Genomic DNA, 15,594 nt, shown 5'->3' on the forward strand with positions numbered 1-15,594 from the left:
GACAGCGTGGTCCGGTCCCGGCCCACGTTGAGAAGGTTTTTCGGGCTATGCGCATTGGTGTCCTCACGTCCGGCGGCGACTGCCCCGGCCTGAACGCCGTCATCCGGTCCGTCGTGCACCGTGCCGTCGTCGACCACGGCGACGAGGTCATCGGCTTCCGGGACGGCTGGAAGGGCCTCCTGGAGTGCGACTACCTCAAGCTCGACCTCGACGCGGTGGGCGGCATCCTCGCCCGCGGCGGCACGATTCTCGGTTCCTCCCGGGTCCAGCCGTCCCATCTTCGGGACGGTGTGGAGCGGGCCAAGGGCCATGTCGAGGAGCTCGGCCTCGACGCGATCATCCCGATCGGCGGTGAGGGCACGCTCAAGGCGGCCCGCCTGATGTCGGACAGCGGCCTGCCCGTGGTGGGTGTGCCCAAGACCATCGACAACGACATCGCCGTCACCGACGTCACCTTCGGCTTCGACACGGCGGTGACCGTGGCGACCGAGGCGCTGGACCGGCTCAAGACCACCGCCGAGTCCCATCAGCGGGTGCTGGTGGTCGAGGTCATGGGGCGGCACACCGGCTGGATCGCGCTGCACTCCGGCATGGCGGCCGGCGCGCACGCCGTCGTCGTACCGGAACGGCCCTTCGACATCGACGAGTTGACCCGGGTCGTCGGCGAGCGGTTCCAGGCGGGCAAGCGGTTCGCGATCGTCGTCGCGGCGGAGGGGGCCAAGCCCCGGCCCGGGAGCATGGCGTTCGACGAGGGCGGCAAGGACATCTACGGCCACGAGCGGTTCGCCGGGATCGCCCGCCAGCTGTCGATCGAGCTGGAGGAGCGGCTCGGCAAGGAGGCGCGGCCGGTGATCCTCGGGCATGTGCAGCGCGGTGGGACGCCCACGGCGTACGACCGGGTGCTGGCCACCCGGTTCGGGTGGCACGCGGTGGAGGCCGTGCACCGGGGGGAGTTCGGGCACATGACGGCGCTCCAGGGGACGGACATCGTGATGGTGCCCCTGGCCGAGGCCGTGGAGACGCTGAAGACGGTGCCGGAGGATCGGTACGAAGAGGCTGAGTGCGTGCTGTAAGGGGCGTGCTGTAGCTGCCCCCGGTCGTTGGGTCGGCCGGGGGCAGTTCTAGTCTGTGGGGGACAGACGGCGCACAACCCCCACGAAACAGGAGCCGCAGGATGGATCACGGCGGGCACGGCATGATGATGGATCTGCCGCCGTTCACGCTGGGGCGGGGGCTTTCCTGGTCCGCTGACCCGTTCTTTCTCGTCGCCTGTCTTGTGGGGCTCGCGCTTTACGCGTGGGGGGTCGTGCGACTGCGGCGGCGTGGGGACGCATGGTCGGTGTGGCGGACCATTTCCTATGTCGCCGGAGTACTGTCCGTGATGCTCGTGATGTGCACCGGGCTGAATGACTACGGAATGGTCATGTTCAGCGTGCACATGGTGCAGCACATGGTGATCAGCATGCTGTCGCCGATCCTGATCCTGCTCGGTGCGCCCATCACGCTGGCGCTGCGCGCGATGCCGCCCGCCGGGCGGGGCCGCAAGGGGCCGCGGGAATGGCTCCTGGCGCTGCTGCACAGCCGGTACATGCGGATCATCACGCACCCGGCGTTCACCATTCCGCTGTTCATCGCCAGCCTCTACGCGCTGTACTTCACGCCGCTCTTCGACTTCCTGATGGGCTCGAAGACGGGGCACATCGCGATGATGATCCACTTCCTCGCCGTCGGCGTGGTGTTCTTCTGGCCGATCATCGGCGTGGATCCCGGTCCGCACCGGCCCGGCTATCTGATGCGGATGCTGGAGCTGTTCGCGGGAATGCCGTTCCACGCGTTCTTCGGCATCGCGTTGATGATGGCGTCCGAGCCGATGGTCGAGACGTTCAAGAACCCGCCCGGCTCCCTCGCCATCGACGCGCTCTCCGACCAGAACGCGGCCGGCGGCATCGCCTGGGCGTTCAGTGAGGTTCCGTCCGTGCTGGTGCTGATCGCGCTGCTGTTCCAGTGGTACGGCTCCGAGCAGCGGCAGGCCAAGCGCAAGGACCGGGCCGCCGACCGCGACGGCGACAAGGAACTCGAGGCGTACAACGCCTATTTGGCCTCATTGAACGCACGCGGGAACTGACGAAACCGAAAGGCTTCGCCTTTCAGTAGCATGAAGCGCGTCGGGGGAACCGCAAGGGGGAGCGGTGATGGCGTTTCGCGTTTTCGTACACAGGTCCGGAACAGCGGTGATTCGGAGGATCACCGTCCTTTTGGTCCTCGTTCTGGCGCTCGGTGCGTGCGACCGGGGTGCACCGCTGTTCCTGGTGAAGGCCGTGGCCGCGGGAATACCCTCGCTGGCCCCTTTCTTCGACGAGAATCAAGGGCTCGGGCGGGACGACGCGCAGGTCACGGCGCGGCGGGCACCCGGTGGTCTCCAACAGGGGGACACACCCGGTCTGTACGGGGGATCCGAACAGCCGACGGTCTGTGACGTCGTACGGCTCAAGAAGTTTCTCACCGATCCCGCCAATGACCGCAAAGCGCAGGCGTGGGCGACCGCGCTCTCCATCACCACGGCCGAGATTCCCGGATATCTCGATCGACTCACTCCGGTTCTCCTGCGTCACGACACACTCGTGAAGAACCACGACTACAAAAAGGGAAAGGCGACCCCCTTCAACGCGCTGCTCCAGACGGGAATCGCGATTCTCGTCGACGAGCAGGGACTTCCCGCGGTGAAGTGTTCGTGCGGAAATCCACTGCGGCCGTTCGACGGTGACACCAGCCGGACAAAGGTCGAGTTCGACGACCGGAACGAGGAGTGGAAGGGCTACGAGAAGTCCTCCGTGGTGGCCGTGCGGCCCGCGACACGGAAAGTGGAGCAGCTCGCCCTCGTCGACGTCCATGAGCCGGACCGGGGCATCACCCGTCCCGTCGGCACCACCGGCGAGAAGGACACCGCCTTCGACACACGCGAGCGCCGCGCGGTGCCCGACCTCGCGGGGGCCACTTTCGGGCAGGCGAGCCGGGAGCTGGCCGGCACGGGGCTGGCCGTCGCGTTCGAGGGCGGCGGGCTGCCGCCGGACGGTGCTCGGGTGACGGCGTCGGATCCGCCGGCCGGGACGGAACTGCGGTTCGGCGAGTACGTGACGCTGAGCGTGGCCGGGGGAAGCTCCGACGGGTCGTCGGACGGGACCACGACGTCCACTCGCCCGGGCGGTTCGGGCGGCTCGGGGTCGTCCCCGTCGACGCGGGATCCGTCGGCCTCGACGACACCGACGCCGACGCCCTCGGGCTCGTCGCCGTCGGGGCCGCCCTCCGGCTCCGGGAGTCCCGGGCCGAGCAGCTCCGGGCCGAGCAGCTCCGCTCCGGGCCCCACGAGCGGGCCCCCGTCCTCGGGCACGTCGTCCACGGCGCCCGCCTCCGACCCACCCACCAGCTCCTCGCCACCGGCGACGACCAAATCCCCCACGACGAGCTCGGCACCCCCTTCGCCGCCCCCGGCCTCGTCCGGCCCGCCGACGCAGACCACCACCTCGCCGCCGACGGTCACCAGCAGCGCGCCGCCACCCGGGACCGGCGGGCCCACCGCAAGCCGAACCGAGACGACCGGCAGCCCCGTCGCAAACCGACCCGGGGCGAGCAGCCCCGTCGCAAGCCACCCCGGAGCAGGCAGCCGCGTCGCAAGCCACGCCGGGACCGGCGGGCCCGCCACAGGCCACCCCGGAACCGGCGCCCCATCCCCCGCGAGCACCTTCGCCTAGCAACCGCGCGCTCAGCGCACCCGCAGACCCTGGAGTCACCGGATGCCCTCAGGATCACCGACGTCGGGAGTGGGCCGGGTCATCGCCGGCCGCTATCTGCTGCTGAACCGGCTCGGCAGCGGCGGCATGGGCCATGTCTGGCTCGCCCACGACCGGAGACTCGCCTGCGAGGTCGCGCTCAAGGAGATCGTGTTCCGGGACCCGGCCGAGGCCGACGAGCGCGAGGCACGGGTGGCCCGGGCCCGTGCGGAGGCCCGGCACGCGGCGGGGCTGCGCGGGCATCCGCATGTGGTGACCGTGCACGACGTGCTGGAGCACGAGGGCCTGCCGTGGATCGTCATGGAGTACGTCGAGGGCGCCGTGAACCTGCGTGATCTGGTAGCCCGGCACGGCCCTCTGGCGCCCGCGGAGTGCGCCCGCGTCGGCCTCGCCGTGCTGGACGCGCTGACCGCCGGACACGCGCGGGGCGTCCTGCACCGGGACGTGAAGCCGGCGAACATCCTGCTGGCGCCGGACCGCACCGGGGCGCCGTACGGACGCGTCCTGCTCACCGACTACGGCATCTCGGTGCAGCCGGACGCCGGCGAGACCCGGTACACGCTGGCGTCGGTGCTCGTGGGCACCTCGGGCTACCTGGCGCCGGAACGGGTCACCGGCGGGGCGCCCACACCGGCGACCGATCTGTTCTCGCTGGGCTGCACGCTGTACCAAGGCGTGGAGGGCCGGGGTCCCTTCGAGCGCGAGTCGCATCTGGCGGAGCTGACTGCGGTCGTCACGGAGGAGCCCCGGGCGGCGGGGCGGGCCGGGGCGCTGGGGCCCGTGCTGTGGGGGTTGCTGGAGAAGGACCCGGCGCGGCGCATGCCGGCCGCGGAGGCGGAGGCGGCCCTCTCGCGGATCGTCACGCCGGAGGCCGACGCGTACGCGCGGACGCAGACCGACCTCGGTTCGCAGCCGCACTGGGGCGGTGCGCCGCCGCCGGGGCCCGTGCCCGATCCGACAGGCTTCGGCACCCCGCCGGCGTCCCGGCGACCGGGTGGTGTCCAGGGCTTCGGCACCCCGCCGGTGTCCCGGCGACCGGGTGGTGTCCAGGGCTTCGGTCCCCCGTCCGGACGTCCCGGCGCGCAGTCGGGCCCAGGCTCCGGCACGGTGAGCGGAAAGCCCGGCGGTTCGCCGACTCAGCCTCCCGGTGGACCGCTGGGCTTGGTTACCGGGGACGGTGACCGACACCGGACCCGTCCCCGCGTCGCGCACGCGGTCGTCGCCGGCCTGCTCGGGCTGGCGCTCGCGGGAGCCGGCGTCTGGTACGCCACGTCCCAGGGAGCGGACCCCGGCGGCACGGGACGGCCGTACGGGAACACCGTAGGTCTGCGGGCGCCGCTGAAGGACGGTGACTGCGTGCTCGCCGACTGGCCCGGCAGGACCGCCTTCCAGGGCACGCCACGGCTGAGCCTCGACGCCAGTTGCGGGGAGAAGGCGCCCGACGGGCAGGTGACGGCGTTCGTGGGGGCCGCTTCCGCCGCCGAGGCACGGCAGGACGGGCCGGCGGCGTGCGAGGAGCGGACGCGGGAGCTGCGGGCGCGGCTCGCGGACGTGCGCAGCCTTGCCGTCGTACCGACGGAGGCCGGGTTCGAGGCGGCCGGGCGGCGTACGGCCTGTGTGGTGCTGGGGGCGCACGGGCCGGTGTACGGGCCGCTGGGCGGGCACCGCAGGCCGGGGGTGGCCTTCGCGGACACGGCGACCATGCAGCGCCGGGACTGTCTGGACGTCCGCTCGCACCGGGACGCCCGGCTGGTGTCCTGTGCGGAGCCGCACGACGAGCAGGTGCTCGGATTCACCCGTTTGGGCGCCGACGTCACGCTCGCCGAGGCGCACACGGAATCGGACACGGCGTGCGCCCGCGAGGTGCCGCCGCGCGACTACGGATTCGATCCTTCCGTCCATACGGCGGGTTCCTGGACGAGCGACGGGCCCTGGAAGAACGGCACCCATTTCGTCGTGTGCACCGTTCGGAGGCAGAACGGGGGCACCATGGAGGTGGACGAACCTTAGGAGGGTGTTGCGATGCCCGGTTCTACGGACGGTTCTACGAAGGCGATGGGGGTGCTCACCGTCGGCGGCCTCGTCGCGGTGACCGCCTACACGGTGGCGCTCGGGAGCAATGGCTGGCTGTGGTTCGGGTGGGTGGTGCTGGGGCTCATCACGCTGGGGATGGTGGTCAGCCGTCCGACGTGAGCCTCACTCCCGGGTGAGTCGCCCCGCCGAGTGCACGCCCGGCTGGTACTTCGGCAGCCGGGCGGTCACTTTCATGCCCGCGTTCGGGGCGGTCTCGATGACGAGGCCGTAGTCGTCGCCGTAGACCTGGCGGAGCCGGTCGTCGACGTTCGACAGTCCGATGCCGCCCGACGGGCTGTCCTCCCCCGCGAGGATGCGGCGCAGCAGTACGGGGTCCATGCCGGCGCCGTCGTCCTCGATGACGACGAGGGCCTCGGCGCCCGCGTCCTGTGCGGTGATCTGGATCCGGCACTTGTCGGCCTTGCCCTCCAGGCCGTGCTTGACCGCGTTCTCCACCAGCGGCTGGAGACAGAGGAAGGGCAGGGCGACCGGCAGCACCTCGGGGGCGATCTGGAGGGTCACCGAGAGACGGTCGCCGAAGCGGGCCCGGACCAGCGCCAAGTAGTGGTCGATGGCGTGGAGTTCGTCGGCGAGGGTGGTGAAGTCGCCGTGCCTGCGGAAGGAGTAGCGGGTGAAGTCGGCGAACTCCAGGAGCAGTTCGCGGGCGCGTTCGGGGTCGGTGCGCACGAAGCTGGCGATGACGGCGAGCGAGTTGAAGATGAAGTGCGGGGAGATCTGGGCCCGCAGCGCCTTGATCTCGGCCTCGATGAGCCGGGTGCGGGACTGGTCGAGGTCGGCCAGCTCCAGTTGCACGGACACCCAGCGGGCCACCTCGCCCGCCGCCCGCACCAGGACCGCCGACTCGCGGGGCGCGCAGGCGACGAGGGCTCCGTGGACGCGGTCGTCGACGGTGAGCGGGGTGACGACCGCCCAGCGCACCGGGCAGTCGGGGGTGGCGCAGGTGAGCGGGAAGGCCTCGCCGCGGCCCGACTCCAGGGGGCCGGCGAGGAGTTCCATGATCTCCGTACGGTGATGGCCGCCGACCCCGTCCCAGACCAGGACGTCCTTGTGGTCGGTCAGGCAGAGCGCGTCGGTGCCGAGGAGCGAGCGGAGCCGGCGGGCGGACTTGCGGGCGGTCTCCTCGGTGAGTCCGGCGCGCAGCGGGGGTGCGGCGAGGGAGGCGGTGTGCAGGGTCTCGAAGGTGGCGTGCTCGACGGGGGTGCCGAGGTCGCCGAGGTTCTGCGGGCGGGCGGTGCGGCGGCCGAGCCAGAAGCCGGCGGCGAGCAGCGGCAGGATCGCCACGCACAGGCCGGCGAGGAATCCGCTCATGCTTTCACCACCTCACGCCGTCCGGCGATGGAGTGCTTCATGCCTTCGCCTCCGCCCGCAGTTCCTCCGGCAGATGGAACCGGGCGAGGATCGCCGCCGTGCCGGGCGGCACCCGGCCCGGGGTGGCCAGGGACACCAGGATCATCGTGAGGAAGCCCAGCGGCACCGACCAGAGCGCGGGCCAGGCGAGCAGTGCGTGGGCCGCGCCGGAGCCGGGGAAGCCGGCCATCGTCGCGGCGACGGCGAGCAGCGCGGAGCCGCCGCCGACCAGCATCCCGGCGGCGGCGCCGGGCGGGGTGAGCCGGCGCCACCAGATACCGAGGACGAGCAGCGGGCAGAACGAGGACGCCGACACCGCGAAGGCGAGGCCCACCGCGTCGGCCACCGGCAGTCCGCCGACGAGGACGCTCGCGGCGAGCGGGACGGCCATGGCGAGGACCGTGCCGAGCCGGAAGTGCCGTACGCCGCGGGTCGGCAGGACGTCCTGGGTGAGCACGCCTGCGACGGCCATGGTCAGGCCGGACGCCGTGGACAGGAACGCGGCGAAGGCGCCGCCCGCGACCAGCGCGCCGAGGAGGTCGCCGCCGAGGCCGCCGATCATGCGGTCGGGCAGGAGCAGGGCCGCCGCGTCGGCGTCTCCGGTAAGGGTGAGTTCGGGGGCGTACAGGCGGCCGAGGGCGCCGTAGACCGGGGGCAGCAGGTAGAAGGCGCCGATCAGGCCGAGCACGGCGACGGTGGTGCGGCGGGCGGCGACGCCGTGCGGGCTGGTGTAGAAGCGGACGACGACGTGCGGCAGGCCCATGGTGCCGAGGAAGGTGGCGAGGATCAGTCCGTACGTGGCGTACAGCGGGCGTTCGCCGCGGCTCTCGGCCTGCGACGGGGACAGGCCGCCGCCCGCGCTGCGGTCGCGTTCGGGGACCTCGGCGCCCTTGGCGAAGGTCAGCCGGGTGCCGGCCTCGATGTGGTGGGTGCCGGCGGGGAGTTGAAGCTTCCGCTCCTCGTGGTCGCGGCCGTCGATCGTGCCGCTCACGGTGACGTCGAGGGGCCGGTCGAGCTTCAGCTTGATGCTGTCGTCGACTCGGACGACGCTCTGTTCGCGGAAGGTAGCCGGTTCGTCGAAGGCGTGCCGGGGGGCGCCGTCGCCCTGCCAGGCAAGGATCAGGAAGAGGGCGGGGACGAGCAGCGCGGTCAGTTTGAGCCAGTACTGGAAGGCCTGCACGAAGGTGATGCTGCGCATGCCGCCGGCGGCGACGATGGCGACCACGACGACCGCGACGATCAGTCCGCCCAGCGAGTCGGGGGCGCCCGTCAGCACGGTCAGCGTCAGCCCGGCGCCCTGGAGTTGGGGCAGCAGATAGAGCCAGCCGGTGCCGACGACGAAGGCGCCCGCGAGCCGGCGCACGGCCTGCGAGGACAGCCGGGCCTCGGCGAAGTCGGGCAGGGTGTAGGCGCCGGAGCGGCGCAGCGGGGCGGCGACGAACAGCAGCAGCACGAGGTACCCGGCGGTGTACCCGACCGGGTACCAGAGCATGTCGGGTCCCTGCACGAGCAGGAGGCCCGCGATGCCGAGGAAGGACGCGGCGGAGAGGTACTCGCCGCTGATGGCGGCCGCGTTGAGCCGGGGGCCGACGGTGCGCGAGGCGACGTAGAAGTCGGAGGTGGTACGCGATATGCGCAGTCCGAAGGCACCGACGAGGACGGTCGCCAGCACCACCAGGGCGACGGCGGGGACGGCGTAGCCGGAGTTCACGGCCGCTCCTTGAGTTCACGGTCCGGCAGCGCCCCGAAAGAGGCGCGGGGAACTGCGCGACCAGCCACGACGACCCCGCAGACGAACGACGACATATCCCGGCCCTCCCAGCGGAGCGCTCAGCGGTCTTCGACGAGGCGTACGAAGTCGCGTTCGTTGCGTTCGGCGCGTCGTACGTACCAGCGGGCGAGGAGGACCATCGGGGCGTAGAGGCAGAAGCCGAGGACCAGCCATTCGAGGCCGCGGGCGTCCGGCATGGCGGCGAACAGCAGTGGCAGCGGGCCGATGAGCAGGCCGAGGACGGCGAACACGGTCAGGCCGGCACGGAGCTGGGTGCGCATCAGCGACCGTACATAGGTGTGGCCGAGGGTGGTCTGTTCGTCGATCTCGGTGCGGGGACGGTAGTAGCCGGAGGCGGGGCGGCGGCTGCGGGGCGGGCCGGTGACGACGACGCGGCGCTCGGCGGGGTCCTGGTTGGGCACGGCTACGACCTCCTCATCAGCAGGTCCCGGAGCTCGCGCGCGTGGCGCCGGCTGACCTGGAGTTCCTCGGCGCCGACCATGACGCTGACGGTGCCCGCGTCCAGGCGGAGTTCGCCGATGTGGCGCAGGGCGACGAGGTGGCGGCGGTGGATGCGGACGAAGCCGCGGGAGCGCCAGCGCTCCTCCAGCGTCGACAGCGGGATGCGGACGAGGTGGCTGCCCCTGACGGTGTGCAGGCGGGCGTAGTCGCCCTGGGCCTCGACATGGGTGATGTCCTCGACGGCGACGAAGCGGGTCACGCCGCCCAGCTCGACCGGGATGTGGTCGGGGTCGGGTTCGCTCACGGGTATTCGGGGGGCGGCGTCACGCAGTTCGGCGGCCCGGCGGACGGCCTCGGCGAGGCGTTCCTTGCGCACCGGTTTGAGGACGTAGTCGACTGCCTTGAGGTCGAATGCCTGGACGGCGAAGTCCTCGTGGGCGGTGACGAACACGACCAGCGGCGGCTTGGCGAGCCCGGTGAGCAGGCGGGCCAGGTCGAGGCCGTCCAGGCCGGGCATGTTGATGTCGAGGAAGACGACGTCGATCGACTCGGGGCCGTGGGGTCCCGACTCCAGGGCGCGGTTGATGCGCCGCAGCGCCTCGGTCGCGTCGCCGGCGCCCTCCGCGCTGCCGATGCGCGGGTCCGCGTTCAGGAGGTAGAGCAGCTCCTCCAGCGAGGGGCGTTCGTCGTCGACAGCCAGGGCGCGCAGCATGAACGGGAGTGTAAGAGCAATGGGCACGCCAGGACATGTGCTCTGCGTGGACGTTCGCGCTGGGTACCGTGCCGCTTACAGTGCCCTCATGAACAGCGGCGCTGCCTCCTTCGACGAACTCGACCGGAAGATCATCACCGCTCTGATGGCGAACGCCAGGACGAGTTTCGCGGAGATCGGCTCGAGCGTCGGGCTGTCGGCGACGGCGGTCAAACGGCGCGTGGACCGGCTGCGCGAGACCGGCGTGATCACCGGCTTCACGGCGACGGTCAAGCCGTCGGCGCTGGGCTGGCGCACGGAGGCGTACGTCGAGGTGTACTGCGAGGGCGCGGCGCCCCCGCGGCGGCTCGCGGAGGTGGTCCGCAACCATCCGGAGATCACCGCGGCGATGACGGTGACCGGGGGCGCGGACGCGCTGCTGCATGTGCGGGCGCGGGACGTGGAGCACTTCGAGGAGGTGCTGGAGCGGATTCGGGTCGAGCCGTTCATCCGGAAGACGATCAGCGTGATGGTGCTGTCGCACCTGATCCCGGACAGTCCGGAGGCGGGCGCCACCCAGGCCGTCCCGCCGGAAGCCGGTGCTCCGGCAAACCGCGCAGCAGACGTGCGCTGAGACCGCAAAATTCGCAGCATTCCTGCGTGAACGCGCAATTCTTGTTTCTTGTCGGGCGTCGGCGTGTCTTTCTACCTTGGTGTCAATCCTCATCGACACCGTAGGAAGCGGAGGAACCCCTCTGTGCCCGAAACCCGTGTGCCGCGCCGGCGGCGCTTCCTCGTCTGCGAGCCCAGACATTTCGCCGTGCAGTACGCGATCAACCCCTGGATGCAACCCGACATCCAGGTCGACGTCGATCTGGCCCGGGAGCAGTGGCAGTCGCTGATCCGTGCCTACCGTGCCCACGGTCACGAGGTCGACACGCTGGAGCCGGTCGCCGGTCTGCCCGACATGGTGTTCGCCGCGAACTCGGCGGTCGTCGTCGGCGGCCGTGTCTTCGGCTCCCTCTTCCACGCGCCCGAGCGCCGTCCCGAGTCCACGCACTACACGACTTGGTTCAAGACGGCCGGCTTCGACGTGTACACGCCCGAGTCCGTGTGCGAGGGCGAGGGCGATCTGGTGTGGACGGGCCGCTATGTGCTCGCCGGCACCGGTTTCCGCACCACCCGGGACGCCCACCGGGAGGTGCAGGAGTTCTTCGGCCACCCAGTCGTGAGCCTGACGCTGGTGGATCCGTACTTCTACCACCTGGACACCGCGCTGTTCGTCCTCGACGACGACAACATCGCCTACTACCCGGAGGCCTTCTCGCCGGGCAGCCGAGAGGTGCTCGCTCGGCTGTACCCGGACGCGGTGCTCGCCACCCGCGACGACGCCTCCGCGTTCGGCCTGAACTCCGTCTCCGACGGCCGTCACGTCTTCATCGCGCCCCAGGCCGAGGCGCTGGCCGCCCGGCTGGACGAGCGCGGTTATGTCCCCGTCCCCGTCGACCTGTCGGAGTTCCGCAAGGCCGGCGGCGGCATCAAGTGCTGCACTCAGGAGATCCGCTCATGACCGCGCCCGCGCAGACCCGCTCGTCCGCCGATCTGATCCGCGCCGAGGAACCGGTCCTGGCGCACAACTACCACCCCCTCCCGGTGGTCGTCTCCCGCGCCGAGGGCACCTGGGTGGAGGATGTGGAGGGCCGCCGCTACCTGGACATGCTGGCGGGCTACTCGGCGCTGAACTTCGGCCACCGCCACCCGGCGCTGATCGAGGCCGCGCACGCCCAGCTCGACCGGCTGACGCTGACGTCCCGCGCCTTCCACAACGACCGGCTCGCCGAGTTCGCTGAGCGGCTGGCGGCGCTGACCGGCCAGGACATGGTGCTGCCGATGAACACGGGCGCCGAGGCCGTGGAGAGCGGCATCAAGGTGGCCCGCAAGTGGGCGTACGACGTGAAGGGCGTCCCGGCCGACCGGGCGACGATCGTGGTGGCGGCGGACAACTTCCACGGCCGTACGACGACCATCGTCAGCTTCTCGACGGACGAGACCGCGCGGCAGGGCTTCGGCCCGTTCACGCCGGGCTTCCGGGTCGTGCCGTACAACGACCTGCCGGCGCTGGAGGCGGCGATCGACGAGACGACCGCGGCGGTGCTGCTGGAGCCCATCCAGGGCGAGGCGGGCGTGCTCATCCCGGACCAGGGCTATCTGGCCGGCGTGCGCGAGCTCACCACCCGCAAGGGCTGCCTCTTCATCGCGGACGAGATCCAGTCGGGCCTCGGCCGCACGGGCCGTACGCTCGCCGTCGACCACGAGTCGGTCGTGCCGGACGTGCTGCTGCTGGGCAAGGCGCTGGGCGGCGGCATCGTGCCGGTGTCGGCGGTGGTGGGCAGCCGCGAGGTGCTCGGGGTGCTGCGGCCGGGCGAGCACGGCTCGACGTTCGGCGGCAACCCGCTGGCCGCCGCGGTCGGCACGGCCGTGGTCGAGCTGCTGGAGACGGGCGAGTTCCAGCGCCGGGCCACCGAGCTCGGCGTGGTGCTGCGCGGCGGTCTGTCGGCGCTGCTCGGCAAGGGCGTCGTCGGCTTCCGGGCGCGCGGCCTGTGGGCGGGCGTCGACGTCGACCCGGCGGTCGGTACGGGCCGTGAGATCAGCGAGCGGCTGATGCGCGAGGGCGTGCTGGTCAAGGACACCCACGGTTCCACGATCCGCCTCGCTCCCCCGCTCACGATCACCCCGGAGGAGCTGACGGGGGCGCTGAGCGCGCTGGAGAAGGTGCTCGGCTGAGGGACCACCGCCCGGTGGCCCGGTTCCCGCGAGCGCGGGTGCCGGGCCGCCGGCATCCCACCCCGCTCACCGCCACGCCCGGCCCTCGCAAAGAGGCAGGTGTGAGCGGAAGGGTGAAGATGGGGACAAGAGGTGGTAGACCGCTCTAAGCGACAGAGAGGTCGGCCGTGGGCGCATACGAGGAGCAGGACGTTGCCCGGCAGTGGTTCGACGTGGCTGACGCCGCGGCTCTGCTGCTCGACGCCCAGGGGCGGGTGACGGGCTGGACCAGGGACGCGCAGAGGCTGCTGGAGTACTCCGCCGCCGAGGTGGTCGGCGCGAAGGCCGAGAGCCTGCTCTCGGCCGAGGACGCCCTGCGCGTGCCCGACCTCGCGCGGCGGTGCCGCACGGACGGCAACTGGTCGGGACTGCTGGCCGCGGTGCGCAGGGGCGGCGAGCCGGTCAGGGTGATGGTGCGGGTGACCTCGGCCCAGGAGGCGCCCGGCCCGTCGCGCTGGCTGGTGCTGGTCGCCGAGATGGGCGACGCCCCGGGGTGGGCGATGAGCCGGCGGGTGCTGGAGCAGATGGTCGCCGGGTCCCCCGTCGGGATGGCGATCGTGGACACCGATCTGCGGTACGTGTGGTCGAACGCCGCGCTGGAGCAGTTCGGCGGCGGCCCGGCGCGCAACCGGCTGGGGATGCGGCTGGCCAACGTCCAGCCTGGTCTGAACTCCCGGTCCATCGAGGCGCAGATGCGCCGGGTGCTGGAGACCGGTGATCCGGTGGTGGGATACGAGCACGTGGGTCTCGTGCGGTCCGCGCCGCACCGGGAGACGGCGCACATGATGTCGTTCACCCGGCTCGAGGACGAGCAGGGCCACCCCATGGGCGTCTACTACACCGTCGTCGACGTCAGCGCGCGGTACCGCGCCCGGCAGCGCCTCGACCTGCTCGACCGGGCCGGCGAGCACATCGGCCGCAGCCTCGACATCATGCAGACCGCGCAGGAACTGGCCGACGTGGCGATCCCGACGTTCGCCGACTTCGTCTCGGTGGACCTGCTGGAACCGGTGCTGGCGGGCGCCGAGCTCGCCGCCGGGCCGCCCGGCGACACGGCCGTGGTCCCACTGCGCCGGGCCGGGCAGATGTCGGTGAACGAGAACCTGCCGGAGGCGACCTTCGCCGTGGGTGAGGCGGCCACCTATCTCACCGGCTCCCCGCCGCTGCGGGTCCTGGCGACGGGCCTGCCCTGGCGCCAGGCACGTCTCGACCCGCTCGCCAGGGACTGGGCCACGAACGCGTCCGGGGGCCGGCCTGCGACCTTCCTGGAGCTGGGGCTCCAGAGCGTGATGATCGTGCCGATCCGCGGCCGGGGTGTCACCCTCGGCGTCACCACCTTCTTCCGGCACCGCCGCCGGGACCCCTTCGACGAGGACGATCTGACGCTGGCGGAGGACCTGGTCTCACGGGCGGCCGTCTGCGTCGACAACGCCCGCCGCTACACCCGCGAGCGCGACGCCGCGCTGGTCCTGCAGCGCAGCCTGCTCCCCCATCGGCTGCCCGAGCAGGACGCGGTGGAGGTCGCCGCCTGCTACCGGCCGGCCGACGAGCTGACCGGCCTCGGCGGCGACTGGTACGACCTGATCACGCTGTCCGGGGGGCGGGTCGCGCTGGTGGTGGGCGAGGTGCCCGGGCACGGCATCGACGCGGCCGCGGCGATGGGCCGGCTGCGGACCGCCGTACGGACCCTCGCCGCGCTGGACCTGCCGCCCGACGAGGTACTGGCCCATCTGGACGACCTGGTGGCGCGCTCCGCCCGCGAGGAGGGCGTCGAGGTGAGCAGCAGCGAGGAGGCCGCCGTCGCGCAGTCGGTGGGGTCCGCGTGCCTGTACGTCGTCTACGATCCGGTCGACGGGCAGTGCACGATGGCGGCGGCGGGGCATCCGGCGCCGGCCGTGGTGCTGCCCGACGGCGAGGTCACCTTCGTGGATCTTCCGCAGGGGGCGCCGCTGGGGGTCGGCGGCCCGCCGTTCGAGTCGGTCGAGCTGGCGCTCGCGGCGGGCAGCACGCTCGCCCTGCACACGGACGGGCTGCTGGCGCGGGAGGACGGCGACCGGGCCGTGGAGCCGGACCGGGAGCGGTTGCGCCGGGCCCTGGAGGGACGCACGGACTCGCTCGACCACCAGTGCCGGACCGTGGTGGAGGCGCTGGTCCCGGACCGCCCGCACGACGACGTGGCGCTGCTGATGGCCCGTACCCGGGTGCTCGGCACCGAGCAGGTCGCCGACTGGGACCTGCCCGCGGACCCGGCGGCCGTCGCCGACGCCCGTAAGACGGCCGCCCGGCTGCTGACGGAGTGGGGTCTGGACGAGCTGGCGTTCACCACTGAGCTGGTGGTCAGCGAGCTGGTCACGAACGCGATCCGGTACGCGGCGGGACCCATCAGGCTGCGCCTGATCAGGGAGCGCGCGCTGGTCTGCGAGGTCTTCGACGGCGGCGCGACCGCCCCGCACCTGCGCCATCCGCGCACCACGGACGAGGGAGGCCGGGGACTGCTGCTGGTGTCCCAGTTCACCCAGCGCTGGGGCACCCGGTTCGTTCCCGAGGGGAAGATCATCTGGGCCGAGCAGCCTCTGCTCGACCAGTCGCCCCAACCTGACGAATAGGAACAGATGTAG

At 72.0% G+C, this 15,594-nt stretch carries 13 protein-coding genes; 9 read left to right on the plus strand and 4 right to left on the minus strand.

The genetic code is table 11. The features are described 5' to 3' along the window. Positions 1-47: 47 nt before the first annotated feature. From PGH47_RS05995 to PGH47_RS06015, 5 genes are all read left to right on the plus strand, one after another. Complete coding sequence (locus tag PGH47_RS05995) at positions 48-1,073, plus strand: 6-phosphofructokinase (RefSeq protein ID WP_125524395.1); 1,026 nt, start codon at positions 48-50, stop codon at positions 1,071-1,073. A gap of 101 nt (positions 1,074-1,174) precedes the next feature. Next, complete coding sequence (locus tag PGH47_RS06000) at positions 1,175-2,125, plus strand: cytochrome c oxidase assembly protein (RefSeq protein WP_271662583.1); 951 nt, start codon at positions 1,175-1,177, stop codon at positions 2,123-2,125. A gap of 67 nt (positions 2,126-2,192) precedes the next feature. Continuing rightward, a complete protein-coding gene (locus tag PGH47_RS06005; RefSeq protein ID WP_333937984.1) occupies positions 2,193-3,749 on the plus strand; it encodes a DUF6777 domain-containing protein in 1,557 nt (518 codons plus the stop codon). 42 nt (positions 3,750-3,791) lie between these two features. After that, a complete protein-coding gene (locus PGH47_RS06010; protein WP_271662584.1) occupies positions 3,792-5,798 on the plus strand; it encodes a serine/threonine-protein kinase in 2,007 nt (668 codons plus the stop codon). 12 nt (positions 5,799-5,810) lie between these two features. Further along, positions 5,811-5,981 carry a membrane protein gene (locus tag PGH47_RS06015; protein WP_030960607.1) on the plus strand — a complete coding sequence of 57 codons (171 nt, stop codon included), beginning with the start codon at positions 5,811-5,813 and terminating at the stop codon, positions 5,979-5,981. A gap of 3 nt (positions 5,982-5,984) precedes the next feature. Here the strand turns inward: PGH47_RS06015 and PGH47_RS06020 are convergent, their stop codons facing one another. The 4 genes from PGH47_RS06020 to PGH47_RS06035 form a co-directional block, all read right to left on the minus strand. After that, positions 5,985-7,190 carry a sensor histidine kinase gene (locus PGH47_RS06020; RefSeq protein ID WP_126903031.1) on the minus strand — a complete coding sequence of 402 codons (1,206 nt, stop codon included), beginning with the start codon at positions 7,188-7,190 and terminating at the stop codon, positions 5,985-5,987. Positions 7,191-7,227: 37 nt separating this feature from the next. Then, positions 7,228-8,940, minus strand: coding sequence for a sodium/solute symporter (locus PGH47_RS06025; protein WP_271662585.1), 1,713 nt, complete (start codon positions 8,938-8,940; stop codon positions 7,228-7,230). 119 nt (positions 8,941-9,059) lie between these two features. Continuing rightward, positions 9,060-9,422 carry a hypothetical protein gene (locus PGH47_RS06030; RefSeq protein WP_093745170.1) on the minus strand — a complete coding sequence of 121 codons (363 nt, stop codon included), beginning with the start codon at positions 9,420-9,422 and terminating at the stop codon, positions 9,060-9,062. A 2-nt stretch (positions 9,423-9,424) separates the two neighbouring features. After that, entirely contained in the window at positions 9,425-10,174 is a 750-nt protein-coding gene (locus PGH47_RS06035; protein ID WP_125528311.1) for a LytR/AlgR family response regulator transcription factor, read from the minus strand. An 88-nt stretch (positions 10,175-10,262) separates the two neighbouring features. Here PGH47_RS06035 and PGH47_RS06040 point away from each other — a divergent pair, with 88 nt between their 5' ends. The 4 genes from PGH47_RS06040 to PGH47_RS06055 all read left to right on the plus strand — a co-directional run bounded on the left by PGH47_RS06040 (position 10,263) and on the right by PGH47_RS06055 (position 15,582). Further along, positions 10,263-10,787, plus strand: a complete 525-nt coding sequence (locus PGH47_RS06040; protein ID WP_126903028.1) for an Lrp/AsnC family transcriptional regulator — start codon at positions 10,263-10,265, stop codon at positions 10,785-10,787. A 123-nt stretch (positions 10,788-10,910) separates the two neighbouring features. Beyond that, positions 10,911-11,723, plus strand: a complete 813-nt coding sequence (ddaH, locus tag PGH47_RS06045) for a dimethylargininase (protein WP_271662586.1) — start codon at positions 10,911-10,913, stop codon at positions 11,721-11,723. Beyond that, positions 11,720-12,937 carry an ornithine--oxo-acid transaminase gene (rocD, locus tag PGH47_RS06050; protein ID WP_271662587.1) on the plus strand — a complete coding sequence of 406 codons (1,218 nt, stop codon included), beginning with the start codon at positions 11,720-11,722 and terminating at the stop codon, positions 12,935-12,937. Before ddaH ends, rocD begins: the two co-directional genes overlap by 4 nt. A gap of 167 nt (positions 12,938-13,104) precedes the next feature. Continuing rightward, positions 13,105-15,582: a SpoIIE family protein phosphatase gene (locus PGH47_RS06055; protein WP_271662588.1), complete on the plus strand. Its 2,478-nt coding sequence runs from the start codon at positions 13,105-13,107 to the stop codon at positions 15,580-15,582. Positions 15,583-15,594: the final 12 nt, after the last annotated feature.

This window comes from Streptomyces sp. HUAS 31 (assembly GCF_028198125.1).
Taxonomy (GTDB): Bacteria; Actinomycetota; Actinomycetes; order Streptomycetales; family Streptomycetaceae; genus Streptomyces; species Streptomyces chartreusis.

Bases quoted from the DNA above. Each gene is read 5' to 3' on its own strand.
- PGH47_RS06020 (WP_126903031.1), bottom strand. From the start codon at position 7,190: ATGAGCGGATTCCTCGCCGGCCTGTGCGTGGCGATCCTGCCGCTGCTC.
- PGH47_RS06035 (WP_125528311.1), bottom strand. From the start codon at position 10,174: ATGCTGCGCGCCCTGGCTGTCGACGACGAACGCCCCTCGCTGGAGGAG.
- PGH47_RS05995 (WP_125524395.1), top strand. From the start codon at position 48: ATGCGCATTGGTGTCCTCACGTCCGGCGGCGACTGCCCCGGCCTGAAC.
- PGH47_RS06005 (WP_333937984.1), top strand. From the start codon at position 2,193: ATGGCGTTTCGCGTTTTCGTACACAGGTCCGGAACAGCGGTGATTCGG.
- rocD (WP_271662587.1), top strand. From the start codon at position 11,720: ATGACCGCGCCCGCGCAGACCCGCTCGTCCGCCGATCTGATCCGCGCC.
- PGH47_RS06010 (WP_271662584.1), top strand. From the start codon at position 3,792: ATGCCCTCAGGATCACCGACGTCGGGAGTGGGCCGGGTCATCGCCGGC.
- PGH47_RS06040 (WP_126903028.1), top strand. From the start codon at position 10,263: ATGAACAGCGGCGCTGCCTCCTTCGACGAACTCGACCGGAAGATCATC.
- PGH47_RS06015 (WP_030960607.1), top strand. From the start codon at position 5,811: ATGCCCGGTTCTACGGACGGTTCTACGAAGGCGATGGGGGTGCTCACC.
- PGH47_RS06000 (WP_271662583.1), top strand. From the start codon at position 1,175: ATGGATCACGGCGGGCACGGCATGATGATGGATCTGCCGCCGTTCACG.